Source organism: Lentiprolixibacter aurantiacus (assembly GCF_026241225.1).
GTDB classification, from domain to species: domain Bacteria; phylum Bacteroidota; class Bacteroidia; order Flavobacteriales; family Flavobacteriaceae; genus Lentiprolixibacter; species Lentiprolixibacter aurantiacus.
Map to the genome: position 1 here is coordinate 197,205 of NZ_JAPFQP010000004.1, position 21,952 is coordinate 219,156.

Annotated in this window: 17 protein-coding genes; 14 read left to right on the forward strand and 3 right to left on the reverse strand. The window is 44.2% G+C overall.

Annotated features, from left to right (window positions below; translation table 11 throughout):
• Positions 1–294 precede the first annotated feature (294 nt).
• The 14 genes from OO016_RS12215 to OO016_RS12280 all read left to right on the forward strand — a co-directional run bounded on the left by OO016_RS12215 (position 295) and on the right by OO016_RS12280 (position 12,453).
• Positions 295–1,422, forward strand: a complete 1,128-nt coding sequence (locus OO016_RS12215; RefSeq protein WP_266014396.1) for a hypothetical protein — start codon at positions 295–297, stop codon at positions 1,420–1,422.
• A 120-nt stretch (positions 1,423–1,542) separates the two neighbouring features.
• Positions 1,543–1,929 carry a hypothetical protein gene (locus tag OO016_RS12220; RefSeq protein ID WP_266014399.1) on the forward strand — a complete coding sequence of 129 codons (387 nt, stop codon included), beginning with the start codon at positions 1,543–1,545 and terminating at the stop codon, positions 1,927–1,929.
• Positions 1,930–1,950: 21 nt separating this feature from the next.
• The gene (locus tag OO016_RS12225; protein ID WP_266014402.1) at positions 1,951–2,844 is read left to right on the forward strand and encodes a DUF5777 family beta-barrel protein; all 894 of its coding nucleotides are present in this window, start codon (positions 1,951–1,953) and stop codon (positions 2,842–2,844) included.
• A gap of 14 nt (positions 2,845–2,858) precedes the next feature.
• The gene (locus tag OO016_RS12230) at positions 2,859–3,125 is read left to right on the forward strand and encodes a hypothetical protein (protein ID WP_266014405.1); all 267 of its coding nucleotides are present in this window, start codon (positions 2,859–2,861) and stop codon (positions 3,123–3,125) included.
• Positions 3,126–3,146: 21 nt separating this feature from the next.
• On the forward strand, positions 3,147–4,127 hold the full coding sequence (locus OO016_RS12235) for a 4Fe-4S dicluster domain-containing protein (protein WP_266014408.1): 981 nt from the start codon (positions 3,147–3,149) through the stop codon (positions 4,125–4,127).
• Complete coding sequence (gene nrfD, locus OO016_RS12240) at positions 4,124–5,443, forward strand: NrfD/PsrC family molybdoenzyme membrane anchor subunit (protein WP_266014411.1); 1,320 nt, start codon at positions 4,124–4,126, stop codon at positions 5,441–5,443. Before OO016_RS12235 ends, nrfD (OO016_RS12240) begins: the two co-directional genes overlap by 4 nt.
• Positions 5,440–6,312: a hypothetical protein gene (locus OO016_RS12245; RefSeq protein WP_266014413.1), complete on the forward strand. Its 873-nt coding sequence runs from the start codon at positions 5,440–5,442 to the stop codon at positions 6,310–6,312. The genes nrfD (OO016_RS12240) and OO016_RS12245 overlap by 4 nt, the downstream gene beginning before the upstream one ends.
• Positions 6,313–6,323: 11 nt before the next feature.
• Positions 6,324–6,722, forward strand: a complete 399-nt coding sequence (locus tag OO016_RS12250; RefSeq protein WP_266014415.1) for a c-type cytochrome — start codon at positions 6,324–6,326, stop codon at positions 6,720–6,722.
• A 97-nt stretch (positions 6,723–6,819) separates the two neighbouring features.
• On the forward strand, positions 6,820–8,058 hold the full coding sequence (gene hemA / locus OO016_RS12255; protein ID WP_266014418.1) for a glutamyl-tRNA reductase: 1,239 nt from the start codon (positions 6,820–6,822) through the stop codon (positions 8,056–8,058).
• A 198-nt stretch (positions 8,059–8,256) separates the two neighbouring features.
• Entirely contained in the window at positions 8,257–9,168 is a 912-nt protein-coding gene (locus tag OO016_RS12260) for a 4Fe-4S dicluster domain-containing protein (RefSeq protein ID WP_266014421.1), read from the forward strand.
• The gene (gene nrfD / locus OO016_RS12265) at positions 9,165–10,523 is read left to right on the forward strand and encodes an NrfD/PsrC family molybdoenzyme membrane anchor subunit (protein WP_266014424.1); all 1,359 of its coding nucleotides are present in this window, start codon (positions 9,165–9,167) and stop codon (positions 10,521–10,523) included. Before OO016_RS12260 ends, nrfD (OO016_RS12265) begins: the two co-directional genes overlap by 4 nt.
• Complete coding sequence (locus tag OO016_RS12270; protein ID WP_266014427.1) at positions 10,513–11,097, forward strand: hypothetical protein; 585 nt, start codon at positions 10,513–10,515, stop codon at positions 11,095–11,097. Before nrfD (OO016_RS12265) ends, OO016_RS12270 begins: the two co-directional genes overlap by 11 nt.
• Positions 11,098–11,124: 27 nt before the next feature.
• Positions 11,125–11,532, forward strand: coding sequence for a c-type cytochrome (locus OO016_RS12275; RefSeq protein WP_266014430.1), 408 nt, complete (start codon positions 11,125–11,127; stop codon positions 11,530–11,532).
• Positions 11,533–11,694: 162 nt separating this feature from the next.
• Positions 11,695–12,453, forward strand: a complete 759-nt coding sequence (locus tag OO016_RS12280; RefSeq protein ID WP_266014433.1) for a GW dipeptide domain-containing protein — start codon at positions 11,695–11,697, stop codon at positions 12,451–12,453.
• A 91-nt stretch (positions 12,454–12,544) separates the two neighbouring features.
• On the opposite strand, the gene OO016_RS12285 is transcribed toward OO016_RS12280, so the two are convergent.
• The 3 genes from OO016_RS12285 to OO016_RS12295 form a co-directional block, all read right to left on the reverse strand.
• Positions 12,545–12,670 carry a hypothetical protein gene (locus OO016_RS12285; RefSeq protein WP_266014436.1) on the reverse strand — a complete coding sequence of 42 codons (126 nt, stop codon included), beginning with the start codon at positions 12,668–12,670 and terminating at the stop codon, positions 12,545–12,547.
• 46 nt (positions 12,671–12,716) lie between these two features.
• Positions 12,717–13,241, reverse strand: coding sequence for a Dps family protein (locus tag OO016_RS12290; RefSeq protein ID WP_266014439.1), 525 nt, complete (start codon positions 13,239–13,241; stop codon positions 12,717–12,719).
• A 357-nt stretch (positions 13,242–13,598) separates the two neighbouring features.
• Entirely contained in the window at positions 13,599–21,920 is an 8,322-nt protein-coding gene (locus OO016_RS12295) for a T9SS type B sorting domain-containing protein (RefSeq protein ID WP_266014442.1), read from the reverse strand.
• Between the last annotated feature and the right edge of the window lie 32 nt (positions 21,921–21,952).

The window sequence follows — 21,952 nt, forward strand, 5'->3', positions numbered from 1 at the left end:
GATTTCCTCCTAAAACTACGAATTAATTAAAATATATCATTCCGGCAGATCAGAGTGGAAAAACCGGATTCTTAGGAGGATATTCCAAAGCACAATTAAGGGTTTTTACATAAATTTTATTTATGCTATCCATATAAATATTTAATGTAAAATTTTCTAAAAAAAGTATCAAACTATGATTTATATCATCTTTTTGCGCGACTTTCATTGGTATTTTTAACAAAAATTTATAGCTTAAGATCAACAAGTACAACCTGTTGAATTAAACCAAACCAATAATTAAACAAGCGCCTCATGAAACAGCACAAGTTTTTCGGATTACTGATGATCCTGGCATCAGCTTTTTTGTTTGTACAATGTACTAGCGAATTACCAGAACCCATTCAAGGCCCTCCAGGGGTAAACGGACAGGACGGGGTTGATGGTCAGGACGGGGTAAGCGGCACAGCCTCCTGTGTTGCCTGCCACTCCAATGCAAAACGGGATCCTATTCGCGCAGCATTTGCCATGTCACAACATGCAGATGGTGGTTATCCCGCTGGACGTGTTGGATGCGCTCAATGCCACGACAGCGAGGGCTTTATTGACCAAATTGAAATGGGAATGGCTCTTGGTCCAGCCGGTGATGGAACTGTTGACTACGACGGAACTACAATTAATTGCAGCACCTGCCACGATATGCATAAAAGTTTCGACTTCGAGAATGACGGGCAGGATTATGCGCTGAGGTTAACGGATGGAACGCAGCTTTTTTTGGCGCCTAGTATTACCTTAGATTTTGAAGGTTCCAGCAATGCTTGTATTTCCTGCCACCAACCTAGAAATTCTTACCCGATTCCTGCTCTGAATGCAGACGGAACATATGTTGTTACCAGTACTCGTTTTGCACCTCACTATGGTCCACAGTCCACTATGTTTGAAGGTGTTCTCGGAGCAGAACTACCAGGTCCAGAGCCTTATCCTGCCCCTGGCGATGTAGGTGTTTCCGATGGAAACGGACACAGAGCTTTGTCTTCCTGCGTGGAATGCCATATGGGACCATCCAGCGATCCGGAAAGAGGTGGTCACAGCTGGGAATATACCGAGGATGCCTGTATAACTTGTCACGGTGCGGTACCCGGTTCAGCCCAGGATTATGCTTCGGATATGGCAACCCTCCTGACCCTGTTGAGGAATGTGGAAGGTGTAGCTTATGAAGAAGATGCGGATGGTAATTATATCCCTACTGGAGAGCCCGTAATTGGGATAATACAGGCTGATTCTGAATATCGGACCAATACTGGTATTTTCTCGGATGTTGCCGCCATGGCTGCCTGGAACTACACCACGATATATCATGACCAAAGTAGGGGTATCCACAATCCGGATTACACCAAGGCATTGTTGAAAAACTCAATCGAAGCACTTCTTAACGAAGACTAATATCCTGATTTTCCGGACCGGGTGTCAATGGTACCCTTAACTAATCCATTCCCCGGTCCGGAGGAAAAGGAGTTAGGCGCCTGATTTCTAATTTCCAGGTGAAGTCTTAAACCGAAACCAATGAAAAAAAACGCACTTCTCATTCTCGCAGGTTGCTTACTGCTTTTCAGCTCCTCCTGTTATTACGACGAATTACCCCCAGTGGAAGAAATTGAAATAGCACCTGACATAGAGGATACCTTTAATGAAGATATCCTGCCAATCCTTTCTAAATACGACTGCACTCAGTGCCATAATGCAAGTCTGAACCCCGATCTGCGGCCACAAAATGCCTTGAATTCCCTTATTGGGGACGGCTATGTTGTAGCAGGGGATGCCTCAGCCAGTATTTTTTTCCAAAGGCTACCCGGCAATACCGGAAGTGATCATCCACCAGTAGGCATTAGCCTGACTGCAAGTGAAATCAGCACGATTGAAAATTGGATCAACGGGCTTGTTCTGGAATAACCAACTAAAAGAAACATTGAAATGAGATCAATATATATTTTCTTACTGTTATTGTGCTGTTCACCCCTCTTAATCACTGCCCAGCAAACTGGGGAGGAGGAACAAAAACCTGTGGACAAGCCGGAACGACCCGCATTTGAAAGCAATTTCTTAATTGATAACCCAACGGATATCCTCTATAACAAAAACAGCCTGGAGGTAGTCTTCCAGCACCGTTTCGGTACCATTGGTGGAGGGGATAATGACCTGGCCGGCATATGGGCACCCGCAAATATTCGTATTGGGGTTTCCTATACCCCTTTTAACTGGCTTCAATTAGGCTACGGGATTACCAAGTTTGAGCGCTTACAGGATATCAACTGGAAAGTGGCCATACTGAGGCAGACCCGTTCCGGCAGTGTTCCCATCAACCTTACCTATTATGGGAATGGGGCAGTAAATATGAAGAAAAAGGAAAACTTTGCCCTGAGACAGGATCGCTATTCCTTCTTCCACCAGCTTATAGTTTCCAGAAGGTTTAACCCTAATTTCTCCATGCAGATTGCACCAAGCATATCGCATTACAACCTGGTGCCCGAGGGGATGCCTAACGATATTTTTGCGGTAGCCTTTGGAATGCGCCACAAAATTAGTCCGGGGACGGCTATCATGATGGAATACAGCCTTCCGGTGACCAGTTTTGGAGAAAATACCGCACGGACGAATGTTACAGACTTCGATGCAGCACTCAATCCGGTACCCGGCTTTAGTGTTGGAATGGAATTCGTTACCTCTAATCACGCCTTCCAGATCTATATGTCTACCTATAATGGTATAGTTCCACAAGCGAATTACTTTAAAAACCAGAACAGCTTCCTGGATGGTCTCCCTGACATTCTCATCGGGTTTACCATCACCAGGGTGTATAACTTCTAAACAGGAATAAAGCTATGCCGAAAGGACCAGATAACGAAAAGCGTATTTCAAGGAGGCGAATTTTCCCGATCCTGGGAGGTACACTGCTGATCCCATTATTAGGCTTCGGCCGCAGCGGGGAGAACCAGGAAAAAGAAGGCGAGGACGAAGAGTACCAGACCTTGCTGAAACCTGATGGCACTACCGTTAAAGTGAAAAAAAGCGCATTGAAAAAATCTAAAGTAATCAAGAAAAATATTTCAAACTCCACCTTTCTGAATTGGCTGGATAAAAAATTCTAGTTTCATTTAAGTCCTTTAAACATGAAAGAAAACAATAAGAAATCAAGACGTAAATTTCTTGATAAGGGGCTCAAATTTGGCCTTGCCGGAGCCTTGGGTGGAATTGGTTTATCGAAAATAACGAATCGGGCCGAAGCAAATACCGATTCGGAATCCTACTATAAAATGGAATTGATGACGACGGATGGCACTATTGTTCAGGTAGATGCCAATGAGGTCGTTGAGGTTGAACATTCCCATGATGATGATGTAAAGTACAATGTAAGGGAAGGTATACCCAATAGGAAGTTCGTTATGGTTATTGACCTGGCGAAATGTAAAAATGCCCTGAAATGTGTGGAAAGCTGTAATAAACACCACTATATAACAGGTGAAAATGCCTGGCTTAAAGTGCACAAGATGCAGGAATCCAGGGACACTGCTCCCTACTGGATGCCCAGAACCTGTATGCATTGTGACCAGCCCGCTTGTGTTACGGTCTGCCCTGTAGACGCTACCTTTAAGAGAAGGGACGGCCTGGTCCTAATAGACGATGACCGCTGTATTGGATGCCGATTCTGCATGGCCGCCTGCCCTTACTCAATTAGGGTATTTAACTGGGAAGAACCCAAGCAAGGTGAAACAAGTGAAATTACCATGCATTTGGGTGGAGAACACCCCTCTCCGGACTATGCAGGTATGCCAAGCCAAAAAGGTACGGTAGATAAATGTGATTTCTGCCCCCATACCATTAAGAATAACGAACTACCTCATTGTGTAACAGCCTGTCCCAATGGCGTTTTCTATTTTGGTGACAAATATGAAGATACGGTGACCAATGGAGAGGAAACATTGAGGCTTGGCAAGTTATTGAAAGATAAAGCGGGGTATCGTTTACTCGAAGAACTGGGAACGGCACCCAGTGTATATTACCTGCCACCGGTTGACCGGCTGGTTGAGTTTGAAGATGGTATGGAAAATTACAATGAATTCCAATCTGTTGATATACCTGAAGAGGAATGAAAAACTACGATACACTTATTAATGATCTTGCACCAAGAAAATTTGGCAGGCGCGGAACGATATGGGTTTTTTTATTAGTCCTGGTAATAATTGCAGGAGTTATAGCTTATATCGATCAGATAAGAAAGGGACTAGTGGTCACTAACCTAAGGGATTATGCCCTGTGGGGTATTTATATTTCCAACTTTGTGTTTTTTGTTGCAACCAGTTTTGTAGGTTCTGCCACTGTAGCGGTTCTTAGGCTTACCAAAAATAAATGGCGTACCCCGGTAGTTCGAATTGCCGAAATCATTACACTGGCTTCAATAATTATGGCAGGGTTTACCATAGTCCTGGACATGGGCAGGCCAGACAGGCTCATGAATCTCTTTATTCATGCCAGACTACAGTCGCCCATTACCTGGGATGTAATCATTATTCCAACGTCCATTGTGTTGAGTTTTCTCATGCTGTACTTCCCTCTGCTGCCGGATCTAAAAGTGCTGAAGAAGGCATTTGCGAAATCGAGACCTGGCCTGAGCAAATGGTACGGAAAATTCGGTTTAAACTGGAGTGGAAGCAAAAAACAAAAAGCTATTCAGCAAAAATCTATAAAAATAATCGCAGTGATGGCCATACCGGTTGGGATCATGTTACAGACCATTGATGCCTGGCTGTTTTCCACAACCTACAGAGTTGGATGGGATAGCACCAATATGGGCGCCTATTTCATATCTGGTGCTTTTGTAGCTGGTTTGGGAGCTTTGATCACTGTGGTATTTGTAATCCGATATGTAAGGAAACTGGAACATTATATTACAGAATACCATTTCGATAAACTCGGTAAGTTTTTAGCACTAACCTGTTTGGTATACCTCTATTTTAACATTAATGAATATGTAATCCCAATTTTTACTGCCCCAGTGGAGGAAGAAATACACCTCAATGCGTTGATTTATGGGGAATATGCCGGCCTGTTCTGGTTCTCTCAGGTCGTAGGTCTGCTATTACCGCTCATTATTCTTCTATTTAAAGCAGGGCGTAAACCCAGGGCTATGTTTATTGTTGGCCTTATGGTAGTTATCGGGTCCTGGTGGAAGCGCTATGTAATTGTGACGCCTACCCTGTTACACCCATTCTTGCCCATAGAAGGAGTACCAGAATCCTGGCAACATTATTTTCCAAGTGTACATGAATGGTTAATTACCAGCGCTACACTGGCGATGGCCCTATTGATCATTACCCTGTTTGTGCGTTATCTGCCGGTAATCCCTATCCAAAGAACAGCAGAAGAAAAAGGATACCTTACAAAAATTGACAAGAAAGAGGAGTCATGAAAAATCAAAATACATACAGGTTTACTTTTTATGCCTTGATGGCCATGCTCTTCCTCGGCATAGGATCTCCATTTTTATATGCTCAAAACCAGAAAAAAAACCGATTGCGTTTAAGAGCAGATTATGTGCGTATAATGGACAAAGACGCCTACCTTAATATTAAAGCCAGTGCAAGGATTGACGGTAAAAACGAAAACGTGCCTAACATAGAACTTGAAGTATATAATGAAATAGCTGGCGAAGAAAAGATTTTGGGCAATACTGTTACCGATATGAACGGTGAATGCACCTTTATTTTGAAAGAGTCCTTTAACCTGCAGGCAGATTCAACCAACACGTATAACCTGGGAGTTGCTTTTAAGGGCAATGATGCCTTTCGCAAAGCCTCACGTACTGTAAACATTAAAGAAGCTCAGATAATTGCGGAATATGTAACCATAGATAGCCTGAATTATATTTCTGCCTTACTCAAAGAAACAGCAACAGACAGCGTGCTCGAGGGAAAATCCCTGAGCGTCCAGGTACAGCGATTATTCAGACCGCTGAGAATTGGTGAACAATTTAACTTTACGGACGAAAATGGCACCATTCTTGTTCCTATTGAAGAAGGTATTCCGGGTATCGACGGTAAACTAAATATTGAGGTTGTATTAAGTGATAGCGACACCTATGGAACCCTTAAGGATGTAGTGGTTGCAGATGTGGGCACCCCGATTGAATTTGACACTTCATTTGATAAAAGGAACATGTGGTCCAGCAGGGACAAAACACCTTTATTCCTGCTAATTTTTGTAAATGCCATTATTTTTGTCATATGGGGATTTTTTGCTTACTTAATAATAAACTTATTCAAAATTTCTAAAAATTAATCATTACAAATATGAAAACACGTAAAATGCTATTATTAGTGGGAATTATCTCCCTCGCATTCTATTCTTTTACAACCATAACACAAGATGAATGGGTGGTTCCGGAAAAATATGTGAATATGAAGAATCCAACAGACCCATCCGCTGATCTTAACATTGGAAAAGCTTTATACAGCAAGCATTGTCAATCCTGCCACGGTAAAGAAGGATACGGAGACGGACCCAAAGCCGATGACATGAACGGTGACCTTGGTGATTTTTCATCTCCTGAATTCCAGGAACAAACGGATGGGGAAATTTTTTACAAAACATCTTTTGGCCGTGCCGATATGCCGGAATACACCAAAAAGATGCCGGATGACGAGGATCGCTGGCTCATCGTTAATTACATGAGGACCCTGGCAGAATAATCTTTTAAAGCCATTTCATTCAGACTTTAAGAAACCAATATTCCGTATTGGACAGGATAACAACATTCTTATTTAAAACTGATATATACTAGCTGGTATGCCTAAAATATTGCGATACGTCAGTATTTCTCATAAATCCGCTTCCGTTGGTCTTCGGGAACAATTTCATATTTCCGAGAGCAAGAAAGGCTTGATTATGGATCATCTCTGCGAACGATTTCCTGATATTTCCGGGTTGCTCTTGCTGGTCACCTGTAACCGGACAGAGGTTTATTTCGAATCCAAAACCACTACCTCTGCCCTGGTACAGGAGGAATTGATATCCTTAAAATGTAAACAAGATCCTGCTCAATTTAAAAATTGGTTTACCTGCAATGACCACACAAAAGCTTCTGTGAAGCACTTGCTGAAAGTATCTTCAGGCCTGGAATCAAAGGTATTGGGAGATGCCGAAATCATCCACCAAATTAAGAAAGCCTATCTGTTTTCTATGGAGCGTCAATTACAGGGGTCTCTTTTGGAACGCGCCATGCAAACTGTATTCAGGAGCCATAAGAGAATAAGCAACGAAACCAATTATCGGGATGGAACCACTTCCGTGGCGTATAAATCTCTGAAAGTTATTGACGATATTTTCCCGAAAGAATCATCCAGAACAAAGCGAATACTCTTTATTGGGGCTGGGGATATTGTAGTGCAATTATTTAAATATAATTCCAAGTTTGGTTTCAGCAATATCCATATCAGTAACAGGACTGAGGAAAAAGCAAGGAATCTGGCATCACTTTACCAGGGCAGTGTTTACCCCTGGCAAAAAGTGCTGGATAATGATTTTCGGGACTTTGATGTGGTCATCAGTGCCGTCAGCAATTACCCGCAATTAATTAAAAACATTCATCCAAGTTCCAGCAGGAGAATCCTTATTGACCTAGGAATGCCCTGCAATATCAGCAAAGGCATTGAAGGAGGTGGTAAATTGATTTGTTATGATTTAGACACCATTGCCCAGGACCTGCAGGAAAACAGGAACAGAAGGATGGCTGCTATTGTAGAGGTAGAGGAAATCCTGGATAATGAGGTGAATGCATTTATGCAATGGTTTCAAATGGCCTCTCTCAGAAATAAGGTGGTGCAGCAAAAGGAAATGGTATTTAAGAAAGTACAGGCATATTTGGCAAAAGAATTGCAATCAGAGGAGCCTGAAACTGCAGAAATGCTCACCAACCAGGTTATTAAAAAAATGTTTTCCGAGTCTGAATCCTTCAATTTTCCTTCAAAAGAAATAGACGCTTTAATCGCAGATCAGGCCTCTATCCTTTTAAAAACCTCCTTTTAAGCTCCCAAGAGAGCTTTCCTTCTGACTCTTATTGTTCTTTTTCGTTCAGCTCATGATAAATCCGAAAAAAAGGTAGTCCTGTATATGACATTTGTCATGAATTGCTGGTTTATAAGTATTTAACTTTAGACTTAACAAGCAATCTTATCCATTGGATATGGATAAATTATTTAAGCTGACCTTCCCAAAACAATAGTCATGGAAAATGATACCAACCAAGATTCCTCCAGAAGAAAATTCTTAAAAAATTTGTCTGCCGGCAGTATGATTACCCTTACCGGGATGGCCTGCACCTCGGTTTCCTGCAAACAGAATTCCGGGGAAAAGACCACTTTAATGACTACAGATGGCAAGCTGGTTCAGGTTTCCAATTCAGAAATAGAAGCCATGGAGCATCAACATCATCCGGCAACACCGGCAGAAGCGCGTGAAGGGATCCCAGGTAAGAAATTTGTCATGGTAGTTGATCTGGCCAAATGCAAGAATGCCAAAAAATGTGTGGAAGCTTGTGATCACACTCATAATTTAACTCCGGACAGGCCGTATATCAAAGTTCTGGAAATGCAGGACAATGAGAAATCTGCACCTTACTGGATGCCAAAAAAATGTTTTCAGTGCGACAACCCTCCCTGCGTAAAGGTTTGTCCTGTTGGCGCAACTTACAAGCGTACAGATGGCATCGTTCTCGTTGACAACGAGCGTTGTATAGGATGTCGGTTTTGTATGGCTGCCTGTCCTTACTCGGCGAGGGTATTTAACTGGGGTGAGCCACCAAGAGAAGATGAAAATATTCCCTATTCCCCTGAAACCAGTGTACCCAGTAAAATTGGCACCGTTGGAAAGTGTGATTTTTGCCCTGACATGTTGCGTCAAAACAAATTACCGCATTGCGTGACATCCTGTCCCAATGGGGTAATTTACTTTGGAGATGAAATTGATGATACGGTCACTAATGGAGTGGAAACCGTACGCCTTTCAACCTTGCTTAAGGAAAAAGCGGGTTATCGCTATATGGAGGAACTGGGTACCAAACCCCGTGTTTATTATCTCCCACCGGTTGACCGCTTGTTCCCTTTTGAAAAAGACACCGAATTAAATAGTGAATCATGAGCAAAGTGTTGTCAAAAACAGATTCAGAAATCTTTAAATCCCCCAGAGAGAAAGACCTGTTAAGTCACATAACCTCTACTTCCTTAAAATATAAGATTTGGATCGCAGTTCTGCTGGTCTTTGTTGTATTCGGTCTTATTGGATATTACAGACAGCTAAAATTCGGGCTCGTAGTCACTGCCATGCGGGACTATACCTCGTGGGGAATCTATATTTCAAATTTCGTATTCTTCGTGGCCATAAGCCTTGTAGGTTCCTTATTCAGTTCCATTTTGAAACTGAACAAAAATGAATGGTCCAGGCCGTTGACCAGAATTTCAGAAATTATTGCCGTTTCTGCCATTATTTGTGCCGCCGTGATTATTATTGTAGATATGGGTCGACCAGACCGGTTTTTCTATGTAATCAGGTACCTGAGAATTCAATCACCGATTATCTGGGATGTGATCATCATATCGACCTACCTGGTTATCAGTTTCCTCTTATTGTATATTTCCATGCTTCCCGATCTTGGGCTATGCCGTGACCGTTTGACCTCGGTTCCCCGGTGGAAGAAAAAGTTGTATCGGATTTTAGCCCTAAACTGGAATGATAACCCCAGACAGTGGAAGAAGCTGCAAAAAATCAACAAAATACTTGCCATAACCGTACTCCCTGTAGCTTTTGCAATCCACACCATTACCTCCTGGTTATTTGCCACCACCTGGAGGCCCGGATGGGATAGCACTAACCTGGGTCCCTACTTTGTGTCCGGAGCTTTTATGGCTGGGGCTGCAATCATCATCGTTGCCATGTACTTTATAAGGGAGCACATGAACCTGGGAAGATACATTACACAAGGGCATTTCGACAAAATGAGCAAGCTACTGGTGCTTCTTTCCCTGGTTTACCTTTATTTCAATATTAATGAATATCTGGGCCCGGCATTCAAGATGGTAGGAGTTGAAGGAGAACACATTACGGAACTGTTTGTTGGAAATTATGCACCGATGTACTGGCTTGTGCAGATAGGAGGTCTCGTACTACCCATAATTCTGCTTCTGTTCAAACCACTGCGAAAACCATTACCTGCATTTGTGATATCCATGCTGGTACTTCTGGGGGCCTGGTTTAAGCGGTTTTTGATTGTGATCCCATCGTTACAGCACCCTTATTTACCCATTCAGGGTGTTGACGAATCCTATTTACATTATAACCCGACATGGGAAGAGTGGGCGATTACGATCTCTTCCTTTGCCTGGTTCCTCTTAATTATCACTTTTTTAGTTAAGATCTTTCCGGTTATTCCTGTCAAAAAAGAGGAGGCATTTATAAAATCAAATTCCAACTCCCAATCCGATAACGATGAAATATAACAGGTTTCTTATTCCCAGTATACCCATACTGTTAATGTTAATAGCTTTATTGAACATGCCCTTATTAAATGCTCAGGAGGCGGAGGAAGAGTATCAGGATGCTTTGGTAACCCTCTCTTTCCTGGAGGAGGATGATTCTAAAATAATACGGGCAACTGCCAGGGATATGGAAGGAAATCCAATAACAGACCTGGAATTATATTTTTACGTACAGCGAACCTTTAGCCTTTTGCCCATTGGTGATTTCATTAATTTCACTGATGAGAATGGGATGGTTGAAGTAGAATTTCCCGGGGATCTGCCAGGGGACAAAGAGGGCCATGTCAAAATTATAGTCAAATTGCAGGATTCTGACAGTTACAATGATCTTACTGTGGAACGAATCAAAAACTGGGGGATACCAACCCCGGTTGATCAGTTTGAAGAAAAAAGATCCTTGTGGGCTGCAGCCGCCAACGCACCCATAGCCCTGGTTTTAGCAACCAGTGGTATGATTCTTGCAGTCTGGTCTATAATTGGCTATATTATATTTATCTTATTTAAAATCAGTAAATTAAACAAGGTAAACACATAAGCTTAATTCAATTTAAATCAACATATCATGAAAAAACAATTTTATATCCTCGCCACCGCCCTGATCGGAAGTTTTATATTCCTGTCCATGAGTGGCCTGCCGGAAGACTTACAGGACAAATGGGAAGTCCCGGCGAAATATGAAAAGATGAAAAATCCTTACGAAGGGGTTAAGGATGCTGATAATATAGGCCGTATTTTATATGCAAAACATTGCCGGTCCTGCCACGGCACCAAAGGAAATGGTGACGGTACTAAAGCAAAGGGACTTGAAACGGCTATCAGAGACTTTACCGGAGCCGAATTTAAGAAACAGTCAGACGGCAGTTTGTACTATAAAACTTATGTTGGCAGGGGTGAAATGCCAAGTTTTATGAAAAAGATAGTAGACGAAGAAGAACAATGGATGATTGTAAACTATATTAAAAACTTATAAACGAGTACTGATTTCACTATCCATTTTCATTACTATTGCTAATTAGTAGGTTTGTTTTTACGTGTGTTTATTTTTTAAAAAATAACCCTACAGTAGAATTCCTTTGGCTAAAAATCCTGATTATCAGTAAATTCATTATTAATTTCATTATAATTTCTCATCATGACAGAATTTAAAAGTGCCCTTATTATTCTTGTGCTTTTCGCTTTTATTACGGGGTGTAAACAAAGCCCGGATGCCACTAAGCCTGTTTCTTTAGAAAAAATGCATGCAGCGGAAGCTAACCGGGATGTAATTGACCGGAATGTACACAAGGTGGAAATCCTTGAGGTGAAACCCACTTCAAAATATGTTTACCTGAAAGTAACAGACCAGGACAGGGAGTATTGGATGGCAACCGGTAATAAAGAGATTACTAAAGGCGACACTTATTTTTACAACGAAGCGCTTTTAATGACGCAATTTGAGAGCAAGGAAATGCAAAAGGTCTTCGATACCCTGTATCTGGTAACCCAACTGCTACCCGAAAGCCAGGCAGAGAAACTGAAGTCAGTTACTAATGAAGCCTCTGCAACAACTCCAGAAAATCTGGAACCAACCGGTGAACACCATACCAGCGGAATCTACAGGGATGCTGAAAAAATGACCATAGGTGAATTGCTTTCAAATCCCGGAGCTTATGAAGGAAAGATGGTGGAAGTCCACGGGGAATGCACAAAAATAAATACCGGGATCATGGGCCGGAACTGGATCCACCTGCAGGACGTTGATGAAACGGAAAACAAAGTGGTGGTAACTTCACAATGGGTAGCCGTCCCGGGAGAGGAAGTTAGCTTTAGAGCCCTGGTGAGCCTGAATAAAGATTTTGGGGCCGGATATTCCTATGAAGTATTGCTGGAAGAGGGAATAATGGTTAAGTAGTAACTGTAAATACGTAGCTCCCTGCTTTATAATAAATAAAAAAGGGTTCTCAAAATGAGAACCCTTTTTGTTTGAAGGAACAGGTTGAAAATCAATCTTTCTCCTGCTGCTCTTTTATGGTATCAGCATCCAGGCCGAAATCCCTAGTATTCTGGTTTATTTTCCCAAAATTCGTGGGCTTTGCTTTGGTCTTTGACCTTTCAAATTTCCTTTCCATAGCATTAAATTATTTCGATTAAAATTCAGTTAACTCAACCTGCTTTTTATTTGCACCATGAAGTGTACATCCAGTTCCGCTTCTCCAGGTCGGCAATAAACCGGTTGAGCATCAATTCGGTAGCAGAATCTCCGGTATCCAGGGACACTTTCAGGGCTGCCAGCAAGTCGTCATGAATGATTTCATAATCCGAGAGTATTTCCCTCACCATGGCGATGCCGGACAGCTCCTTTTTCGTTTCCTTGATATTGGATAATTCGATACTGTCTTTCATATTCATCATCGGCTTGAGTCCAAATACGCGGATTCGCTCTGCGATTTCATCAGTTTTCTGCATGACGTCCTTGTAGTCCTTTTCAAACTCCTCATGCAATTCAAAGAAATCCGGCCCTTCTACATTCCAATGGTATTTTCTCAACTTATGATAATGTACCTGGTAATTGGCCAGTACTTTCTTTAAACGCACTACTATATCGGCGGTATCCAGATAGGTGAATCCCAGTTTTTTGTAGGTCTTATCCTTAATAGTCTTTTTGTCAATTGTCTTATTCAGTGTCTTCGTATTTTCCAAAATATTCGGTTTTTAGATTAGTAATAGTGATTTAAAAGCATTTTGCTTTTTAATCAGATTTTAAATAAAAGTTAGATTCTAGGGAACTTTCTTCCCGAGTAATGGAACGACCTTAGAAGGCGTTGTCTTTGAAGTGGTATGTTTTGTTTTTCAACATACTTTAATATAGTAAAAATTATGAATTATTCAAATTTTTAACAACTATTAACGTTTTTATTAAGATATTTATTGATTTAAGGGGGTTTATCCTAATAAATGTTAATGATAACTCAGTAGAGACAGTTGGTTATGACCAAAGAAAAAGGGCTACCCCCAAATTGCAGCCCCTTTTGCCTAGCATAACATCGAATTATATTTTTAACGGTATAGGGTGAAATGTCCCACATACTGTTGTTTTTCCTTATCATTGGCGTTTACCACATACCAGTAATCTCCTGTAGGAACTGGTTTGCCGTCATAATTACCATCCCATTTGGAAACCTGGTCCAATCGGGCCACTACCCTGCCGTATCGGTCATAAATTATAACTTCAATATTCGGGAAGAAATCGCGGTTCCTGGGAAACCAGAAATCATTATTGTTATCCCCATCCGGAGTGAAAAAGTTGGGTATATCCAGCATACCGGTAAAATCAAAAGGAAAGGACATTACCGCTTCACAACCCTGCAGGTCTACCACGCGCACCGTTACGGTTTCATCCTGATTGCTGGTATACACATTGTCACTACCATAGGAAACACTGTTGAAGAAGTATTCGTATCCTCCGTAACCCCCTGTAGCAGTCGCCGTAATTTCATTGGCCGCTGTTTTGACCACTTCCAGGGTCAACGGATCGTAGGCGTCTATGGTAAAGTCTACGGAGGTAGTACAACCATTCTGGTGGTAAATGTACACCGTATGATCACCGGCAGCCAGATCACCCCATTGCCTTACATCACCGGCCTGGGCAGTAATAGCGTCAGTAGGGTCCATAGGATCAAGCGCATAAAGGAGCAAGGGGTACTGACTGGTATCCTGTACTACCACTTCCACGGAATTATTTGGGAATATACCCTCGCACCCATAGGTTACCAGGGCTTCCGGCATCAAGTCTACCCCAATTCCAACAGGTACAATTACATTGGTTTCGCATCCCTGTGAATCCCTTACAAAAATGACGTAGGTATCACCTCCTGTCAGCCCATCAAAGAACTGAGAAGGATTAGGAGCAAAATCTGCCGGATCTGACGAATTCACAGCAAATTCATAAGGAGGGGTTCCTCCATTGACCTGTAAGGTTACCGTTCCATCCGTATCCCCCAGACATGTTTCCGGGGTAGAATCTGCTATCCCTGCTACCAATTCGGTTGGTTCCGTTATGGTAATGGTCTGTGTGATGGTACAACCCAGATCGTCCTGAATAATTACCTCATAGCTCCTTGGGGCCAGGTCGGTGAATGTTTTCCTGTTAGGGAACATTGGATCATCCCCTTCAAAGAATTCACTCAGCTGGTCTGCGATGGAGTATCGGATCACACCAGTACCCCCGCTGGCCTCAATGATCAATTGACCATCCGTATCTCCAAAACAACTCACAGGAACGGCCTCCACGTAATCCAGTACAAGCGGCGGAGGATCCGTAATGGTAATAGGCGTAGATATGGCCTCACATCCCCCACTCTGGGCGTATACCCAGTAGGTTCCCGGTCCCAGATCCCTGAAAATACCAGAACTCTGGGCACTCCTGACCGTATTGGTTGCAGTGGGATTAGGCGGAGTATCTGAATTCAACAGCGTATAGAAATAGTTTCCAATTCCCCCGAAGGCTTCTGAACGGATGATACCTGTTGCCTCGCCTGCACAATTTATAGTTGCATTGGTCAGGTCTAAAGAGATAACCAGCGGTGCGGCAGGGTCCAGGGATATCTGGTTAGATTTCTCAAATGGACATCCGTTGGAATTTTGCACGTCGTACTGGAATGGTCCCGGATCTATGGTAATATTTTCCGTAATCTGTACAGAAGTCGCTAATGGATCAGCATTATCAAAAGGCAGGAACGGATCTGCTGTTCCGGACCTGCGATAAAAATAACTTACCCCCGGTTCCGGATTGGTTACCGTTAATTCCATAACACCCACGTCCCCGCATCCCGGAGGTTGCAATTCCACCAGTTCGGCGATAACGATCTCGGGGTCTGTAATGGTAATAGGTACAGTTGTAAAACTACAATCCCAGCCATCGAAGACTGTTATGGTATAATCCCCTGCAGACAGGTTTGCGAAAGTAGGACTGGTCTGCAATCCGCTGTTAGTGCCCTCGGACAATCGGTTTAACTGGAAGAGGTAATTTCCTGCTCCCTGTCCGCCACTCATATCATAAGCTTCAATTACCCCGTCATTGTCATTATTACAGGCTAATGGATTGGTAATTCGAATATTGGCAAATATTGGTGCTGGTAAAGCCAGATTGATTGTATTAGTATTAACACAGCCTTCCGCATCGCGGATATTTACGGTATAGGTCCCGTCAGACAGACCGCTGAACGTATTATTCGTATCCGGGAAATCCTGGATAATGGTAACACCATCCGGAGCAATCAGCTGGTATTCATAACCTCCCCAGCCGCCATCGCCGGTAGCGAATATTTCACCAAGTCCGGGCGTGGCACAGGTAACCTCCGAGGTTTGCTGCAGGGCCACTGTAAGGCCGCGGTCTGGTTGTCGCACAGTAGCCACATTACTGGAAGTATCGCAGAAAGGTGTATCAAGGGCCTCTACCCTTACAACCAGGTTACCGGCAGGCAGGTTCCCAATTATCGCGGGATTTTGTCCGGGTACAGTAGTATCAAAGGTCCCGCTTTCTCCAGTGGATGTCTCCACCCCGGCATTATCCCTGGAGAATACCTCATAGTTATAGGCCCCGGCGTAATTGTTTACCTGTATGCTGATTTCTCCGTCATTGCCACCGAAACAGGTTACAGGGCTTACCTCGGCAATTACGGCATCAATCGTGTTGTATTCCGGCACATTTACTATAGGGGTCAGGTAGCTACAACCGCCATTTCCAATATCCGTAACGGCGAAGATATAGTCCCCAGGCGTATCGATTGCCCAGCTTACTCTATCCGTACCTCCGGAATTTTGCGGGGCCTGCGAGCCAAGCGGCAATATCTCCACATCGTAGTTTCCAGGACCCTCATTAATAATGATCTCAATGGTTCCCGGATTTACACCAAATCCGGTTACATCACATGTTATTGGGTTCACGTTAAAACTAAACGTCAGATCTGAAGGTGGATTAAGGGTAACGCTATCAATGATCTCACAACCGTTCTGATCGCGGGCCGTAATGATAATATTCTGGGTACCCCCATTATCAATAATTTCAAAGGTGTTGCTGGTCTGGAAGTTAGTCCCGTCAAATTGAGGGGTACCGTCGTTCATGCTGTAGGTATAGGGTCCTGTTCCGGTATCCGTTCCGGTACCATCACCATTTGTGTCCGTATACACGGTAATGGTGGCTGTATTGAAACGGTTGCTGTTCGGGTCACAGGTAAACGTAGTGGCTGTTGTGGCGATCTGCAGCGGGCTGGGTTCAATAATATCGACATCCCCTGAACGGACCGTACATCCGCGATCTGAGATCACCTCAACCTGATATGTGCCGGGAGCAAGATTGTCGAACAGGGAAGATCCCTGTGCAGGCCGGACGACTGTAGGCGTTCCTCCATCATAGAGTATATAGCTAAATGGACTGTCTGTATCCGATCCGGGCAGGAGCTCCACATCTATGTAGCCATCATTGGCCCCATTACAGGTGATATCACCTTTGGGTGTTGCCGCTATTACCGGGTTATTAACTACAGTAACGTCTACCACAGCGGTATCCGTACACAGCGGAACCGTGTTGGAGTCCAGATCCGTAACCAGTATGGAATAATTCCCCGGAGGCAGATTGATAAAGACCGGATCATTGATCTGGGTAACTGTAGGATTGATCCCATCATCCAGGTCGAAGCGGAAATTACCGCTACCACCCGTGGTGTTCACCGTTATTACGCCATCACCGGCATTACAGGTAGGCTCGGAAGTAGCACTTGCTGTAATCGCAAAAAAATCAAAAACCCTTGCCACAACGGTATTGGTACATCCGTTTCCATCCCGGACCACAATGGTGTAGTCTCCGGGGTTAGGGACTGTGAAATTAGGACTTGACTGGAAGCCACCCCCTATGTCATATTCAAAGGTATTCTCTGGTTCGGGTCCGGAAGTTAAAGGAGAGGTTACAAAAATATCGTAGTTCGCAACAGCCGTACATTGGTTTATTACGTTTACGGTGGGGTCAGGTACACCTACAGCTTCAGTAACAGTTACCGTAGTAAAGTTTACACAGCCATTGCTGTCGCGCACATAGAAATCGTAATCTTCCGGGTAAGGTCCGGCAATCTCAAATGTTGTATCAGTGCTATAAGTAGTTGGTGCCGGATCCCCTGTGGGCACGTATGCAAATTCGTAACCAGGTGTTCCCCCATTTCCTCTTACGGTCACCAGAGCTCCCACATTACAGGTGGCCGGGACATTGCTATCTACAACAATAGCGGGAATGTCCTGGATAATGTCTACAAGGTCACTGGCCCTACAACTGGTGGGAATATCCTGAACTATTACCTGATAGTTGCCCGGAGGTAGTGCAGAAAATGAACCGTTATAAGGAATGGTAACATTATTCAATGTTGTGGGGCCAACCACTATAGCCCCGGTGTTAGTATCTTGGAGAGACACAATTATATCTGTAGGTGAACCAACTCCGGTTACCTGATAGTCGATCTGACCGTTACCTCCCGGCGCACAGGAAGCCGATGTAGCCGTAGCAGCCACATTCAGCGGATTGGGACCGGGTATGGGATCGATTTGTTCAATATAACGACAACCCAGTGCATCAATTACCTCAACAAAAAAGGTAACCCCGTAGGTAATTTGTCCTGTGAAATCATGTGTGTCCGCATCGACATTAGGCGGTCCAAGCGGTCCTCCCAGAAGTCCAATCTGGTACGGAGGCGTTCCACCTACAATATCCACGATATAGGTAAATGCCGAAGTACAATCTGCTGGCGTTGTGGTCGATACAGGGATTAAATCCAGCTGATTCTGTGAAATGGTAACCGTGTCCCGGTCTTCACAACCGGAAGCATCCTGGGTGACCACCGTGTAAGTCCCAGGGACCAGGTTCGGAAAATTGGCCGTAGTACTGGCTGTTGGTCCTGCAGTGGCAACTGGATTTCCATTGATATCCAGAACCGTGTAGGTGTAATCGGCCGTGCCATTAGCCACAGCGGTTACATCAATTATACCTTCTACTGTACCGGCCCCACAGACGGCATCGGTTACGGCAATGGTAGCATCAATTGGTGTACTGGCTGCAACAGTAGCTGAAAGCAGTGGTGTGGTACATCCACGACTATCCCGAATCATAAAGGTGCTGTGGGTACCCGGAGGAAATCCGGAATAAATATTTTGTGTGCTGAACGTAGCCCCGTTATCGATACTGAACTCGTAGGGAGGAACGCCAAAATTAGTGTCTGGTACCAGCTCAATGATACCATTGTCATCACCACATGTGGTATTTGTAGGAACCGCAGCTCCTGCTATGGCTTCCGTAGGTGATATGGTTACCACATTAGTCACTGTCATACAGCCTTCGCTGTCGTAGACCTCGAACTGGAAGGTTGTATCGGTAGTAATAGTACCATTGTTAGGAATGGAGTAAATGAAAGAATTGCCGGTAATATTGAAATTACCAGTAGTATATGGTGCTCCGTCAATGCTTACTTCATAGTAATCATAATCTCCGCCTGAGGGATATCCGTTACTTATGTTTACGCGTATTTGTGCGTCAGGGCCCCCGCAGGTAAGCTCCTGAATTGTAGTGGCAGTTGCTGAGATTTCCGGTTCAATGACAAGGGTGATATCATCACGGCAATCATTTGCATCCACAACTTCTATGGTGTATGTATCAGGGGTAAGCCCTGCAAAACTACTGCTGCCTACCAGTGGTCCCCCATTAATCCGATATTGATACGGAGGCAATCCGCCTGCAGCATTGACTGCCAGGGTAGCAGCATCTACATTATCATAACAGAAATCCGATGCCACAGCATCCAGGCTGATCGCAGGGGACGCAAGTGAGGTTAGCGTAAAAGTATCCGTAACCGTACAGCCGTTGTTATCGGTCACAATTACCTGGTATAGCCCGTCCTGAGAGAGGTTAGAAAATGTATTTCCGTTTTTAGGTCCGCGTGAAACACCATTGGGCTGAATTAATTCATAGCGGTTACCTCCCCATCCCCCAACGGTATTTACAGTAACATTTCCAATATTCCCATTCTGGCAGTTCATTGGGGTAACGTTCAGGTTGCTTATGGCAAGGGCTACAGCCGGCTCTTCTATCACCAGGGTGGCTGTATCAGTACAATTAGTATCTTCATCGGTAACTGTAATCACATAGCTACCCGCGGAAAGCCCGGTAAGGGGGATTATTCCTGAGGTTTCGCCGGTATTCAGGGGACCGCCATCTATACTATAACTGTAGGTGGTATCAAAGCCATCAACCAGGAAACGCCCTTCACCATCGCTGTCACCAACACAGGTCACAACTTTGGTTTGCTGTGCCTGCACTGAAATAGAGCTGATATCGGTAATCGCATAGCTTTCGTCATACGAACAGCCCTCTGTATCCGTAACCCGAAAAGTATATGTACCCAGTCCTAGGCCTGTGAATACATTGTTATTTCCATTATTAATGACACTTGCTGCAGGTGCTATTATTTCATAAGTAAAGGGAGCTGTTCCGTCAGTAACGGCGACCGTAACAGTGGCTGTAGTAGTAATACAGTCAATACTGGAAATGGTAAAGTCGAGGTCTGTAGGCTTATCCAGCGGGTTGAAAACAATCGGCGCCAGGGTCTGCACGCAGCCGTTGGCGTCCCGAATCTGTGGGGTGTAGGTTCCTACGCCAAGATTGGTAAATACAGTTGTGGCGCTAAATCCGGCACCAATACTGTAATCATAAGGAGCCGTACCCCCGGAAACTCCATAGATGGTTATTTGTCCGCCTGTTTCATCTAAACAGCTGGGTACGCTGTCCGCATTAGCCGTACCGGAAATAGTAGAAGGCGTCCCAACAGTTGCACTGGTAGACGGAGTGGTGCAGCTAAAACTATCCTGCTGGTAACGAATAACCACGTTGTAGCTCCCCGGAGCCAGTCCGGTAAAAACGTTTCCGGTTTGATAATTAACACCATTATCAATACTGAATTCCAGGTTGTATCCAAATCCGTTGGTTACATTGACTACAATACTGCCATCGTTAACACCCCCGCAATTAGCATCCAGCTCGGTGACCGTAAATACAGGAGGCGGAAGGTCTTCGACGTCTACATTAGCCGTCCGGGTACATCCGTTAGCATCTTCTACTAGAATGTTGTATGTCCCGGCTGATGTTACGGTGAATACGTCGGTTCCTCCATAAGGCGGACTAAAAGTAGCTCCTCCATCCAGGCTATAGCGATAAGGGGCCGTACCCCCGGAGGTTTCAATGGTGACATCTACAGATGCTGCCCCGCAGCCAAAACTGTCGGTCGCGGTAGCTGAAACGGCAAGCGGACTTATCCCGTTACCTATCTCAATGGGATCACCATTGGTATCCAGGGTGATCAACTCGTTACACTTGTTGGTTTCTACCCGGACGGTATAAATTCCGGGGCTTACATTGGCAAAGGTGTAATTGCTGGCTGCATCGGGACCAAAGGTATCTACCGTAACCCCGTTTTTGATCAGCCGGTAAGTGAAAAATCCGGGGACTCCGGATGCTGATACATCTATACTGCCCAATTCCCCGCTGCAAAGAATATCATTGGCCGTCACATCCACAGTGATGTCCAGGTCCTGTACGGTTACTGTATTGGAGGGGAAGAGACAGGCACTGCCCGAAACGTTTTGCAAGCGCACATAAACCGTGTAATTCCCCGCATTGGTTACATCGAAAAAGGGGTCATTCTGATAAGGCCCAGAAGGACTGTTCAGGCTATACTCATACCCGGCAGGTACATTGGTAATTTCTACCCGGCCCGGGTTCCCACAGATTATATCTTCCTTGATTAACTGCGGGTTTAGGGGGTTTAGGGTGGCTTTAAAATAATAATACTGCCCGCCATCTACCCTCACCCGGAATTCTCCTGCAGAATCCAGGTTGTAGGTTGATCCGGTACCTACTGTGTCGTAGCAGGTGTTTCCGGTATTAGCACAATCGTCAATAACAGAAGGGGCACATCGATTGGAATCCAGCTTTTGCCACTCATAAGAACTACCGCTAACACTGAGGGAAATGGCACGTATGTCACTGGTACCACATAGAAAAAACTTGGCAAGCGTACTTCCGTCATTAGGACATACCACCTCCTCATTGGCACCCTGAATGATGGTCATAAACATAGGTGCCTGAGTGAACAGATATTCGCCCTCGGTAGCGGTGCTTATTGTTACATCTGAATCTGATTCCTTTTGCTCTGCAGGGGAATCAGTGTTGAGTGATGCCCAAAAAATATCGTAAACATTCGTGTTTGCTATGGCCCTAGTTCCGATGATAGATAGCCCTAGCAAAAGCACGGCATACAGAAGATGCCTGTTTTTTATTGGGAGCATAGGTTAATTCGAGTTATGGCAAGAATATGCTT

Coding starts and splice junctions, on each gene's coding strand:
- OO016_RS12235 (WP_266014408.1), top strand. CDS start 3,147: ATGAAAGAAAACAATAAGAAATCAAGACGTAAATTTCTTGATAAGGGG.
- OO016_RS12220 (WP_266014399.1), top strand. CDS start 1,543: ATGAAAAAAAACGCACTTCTCATTCTCGCAGGTTGCTTACTGCTTTTC.
- OO016_RS12280 (WP_266014433.1), top strand. CDS start 11,695: ATGACAGAATTTAAAAGTGCCCTTATTATTCTTGTGCTTTTCGCTTTT.
- OO016_RS12225 (WP_266014402.1), top strand. CDS start 1,951: ATGAGATCAATATATATTTTCTTACTGTTATTGTGCTGTTCACCCCTC.
- OO016_RS12230 (WP_266014405.1), top strand. CDS start 2,859: ATGCCGAAAGGACCAGATAACGAAAAGCGTATTTCAAGGAGGCGAATT.
- OO016_RS12260 (WP_266014421.1), top strand. CDS start 8,257: ATGGAAAATGATACCAACCAAGATTCCTCCAGAAGAAAATTCTTAAAA.
- OO016_RS12270 (WP_266014427.1), top strand. CDS start 10,513: ATGAAATATAACAGGTTTCTTATTCCCAGTATACCCATACTGTTAATG.
- OO016_RS12295 (WP_266014442.1), bottom strand. CDS start 21,920: ATGCTCCCAATAAAAAACAGGCATCTTCTGTATGCCGTGCTTTTGCTA.
- nrfD (WP_266014411.1), top strand. CDS start 4,124: ATGAAAAACTACGATACACTTATTAATGATCTTGCACCAAGAAAATTT.
- OO016_RS12250 (WP_266014415.1), top strand. CDS start 6,324: ATGAAAACACGTAAAATGCTATTATTAGTGGGAATTATCTCCCTCGCA.
- OO016_RS12285 (WP_266014436.1), bottom strand. CDS start 12,670: ATGGAAAGGAAATTTGAAAGGTCAAAGACCAAAGCAAAGCCCACGAAT.
- nrfD (WP_266014424.1), top strand. CDS start 9,165: ATGAGCAAAGTGTTGTCAAAAACAGATTCAGAAATCTTTAAATCCCCC.
- hemA (WP_266014418.1), top strand. CDS start 6,820: ATGCCTAAAATATTGCGATACGTCAGTATTTCTCATAAATCCGCTTCC.
- OO016_RS12275 (WP_266014430.1), top strand. CDS start 11,125: ATGAAAAAACAATTTTATATCCTCGCCACCGCCCTGATCGGAAGTTTT.
- OO016_RS12245 (WP_266014413.1), top strand. CDS start 5,440: ATGAAAAATCAAAATACATACAGGTTTACTTTTTATGCCTTGATGGCC.
- OO016_RS12215 (WP_266014396.1), top strand. CDS start 295: ATGAAACAGCACAAGTTTTTCGGATTACTGATGATCCTGGCATCAGCT.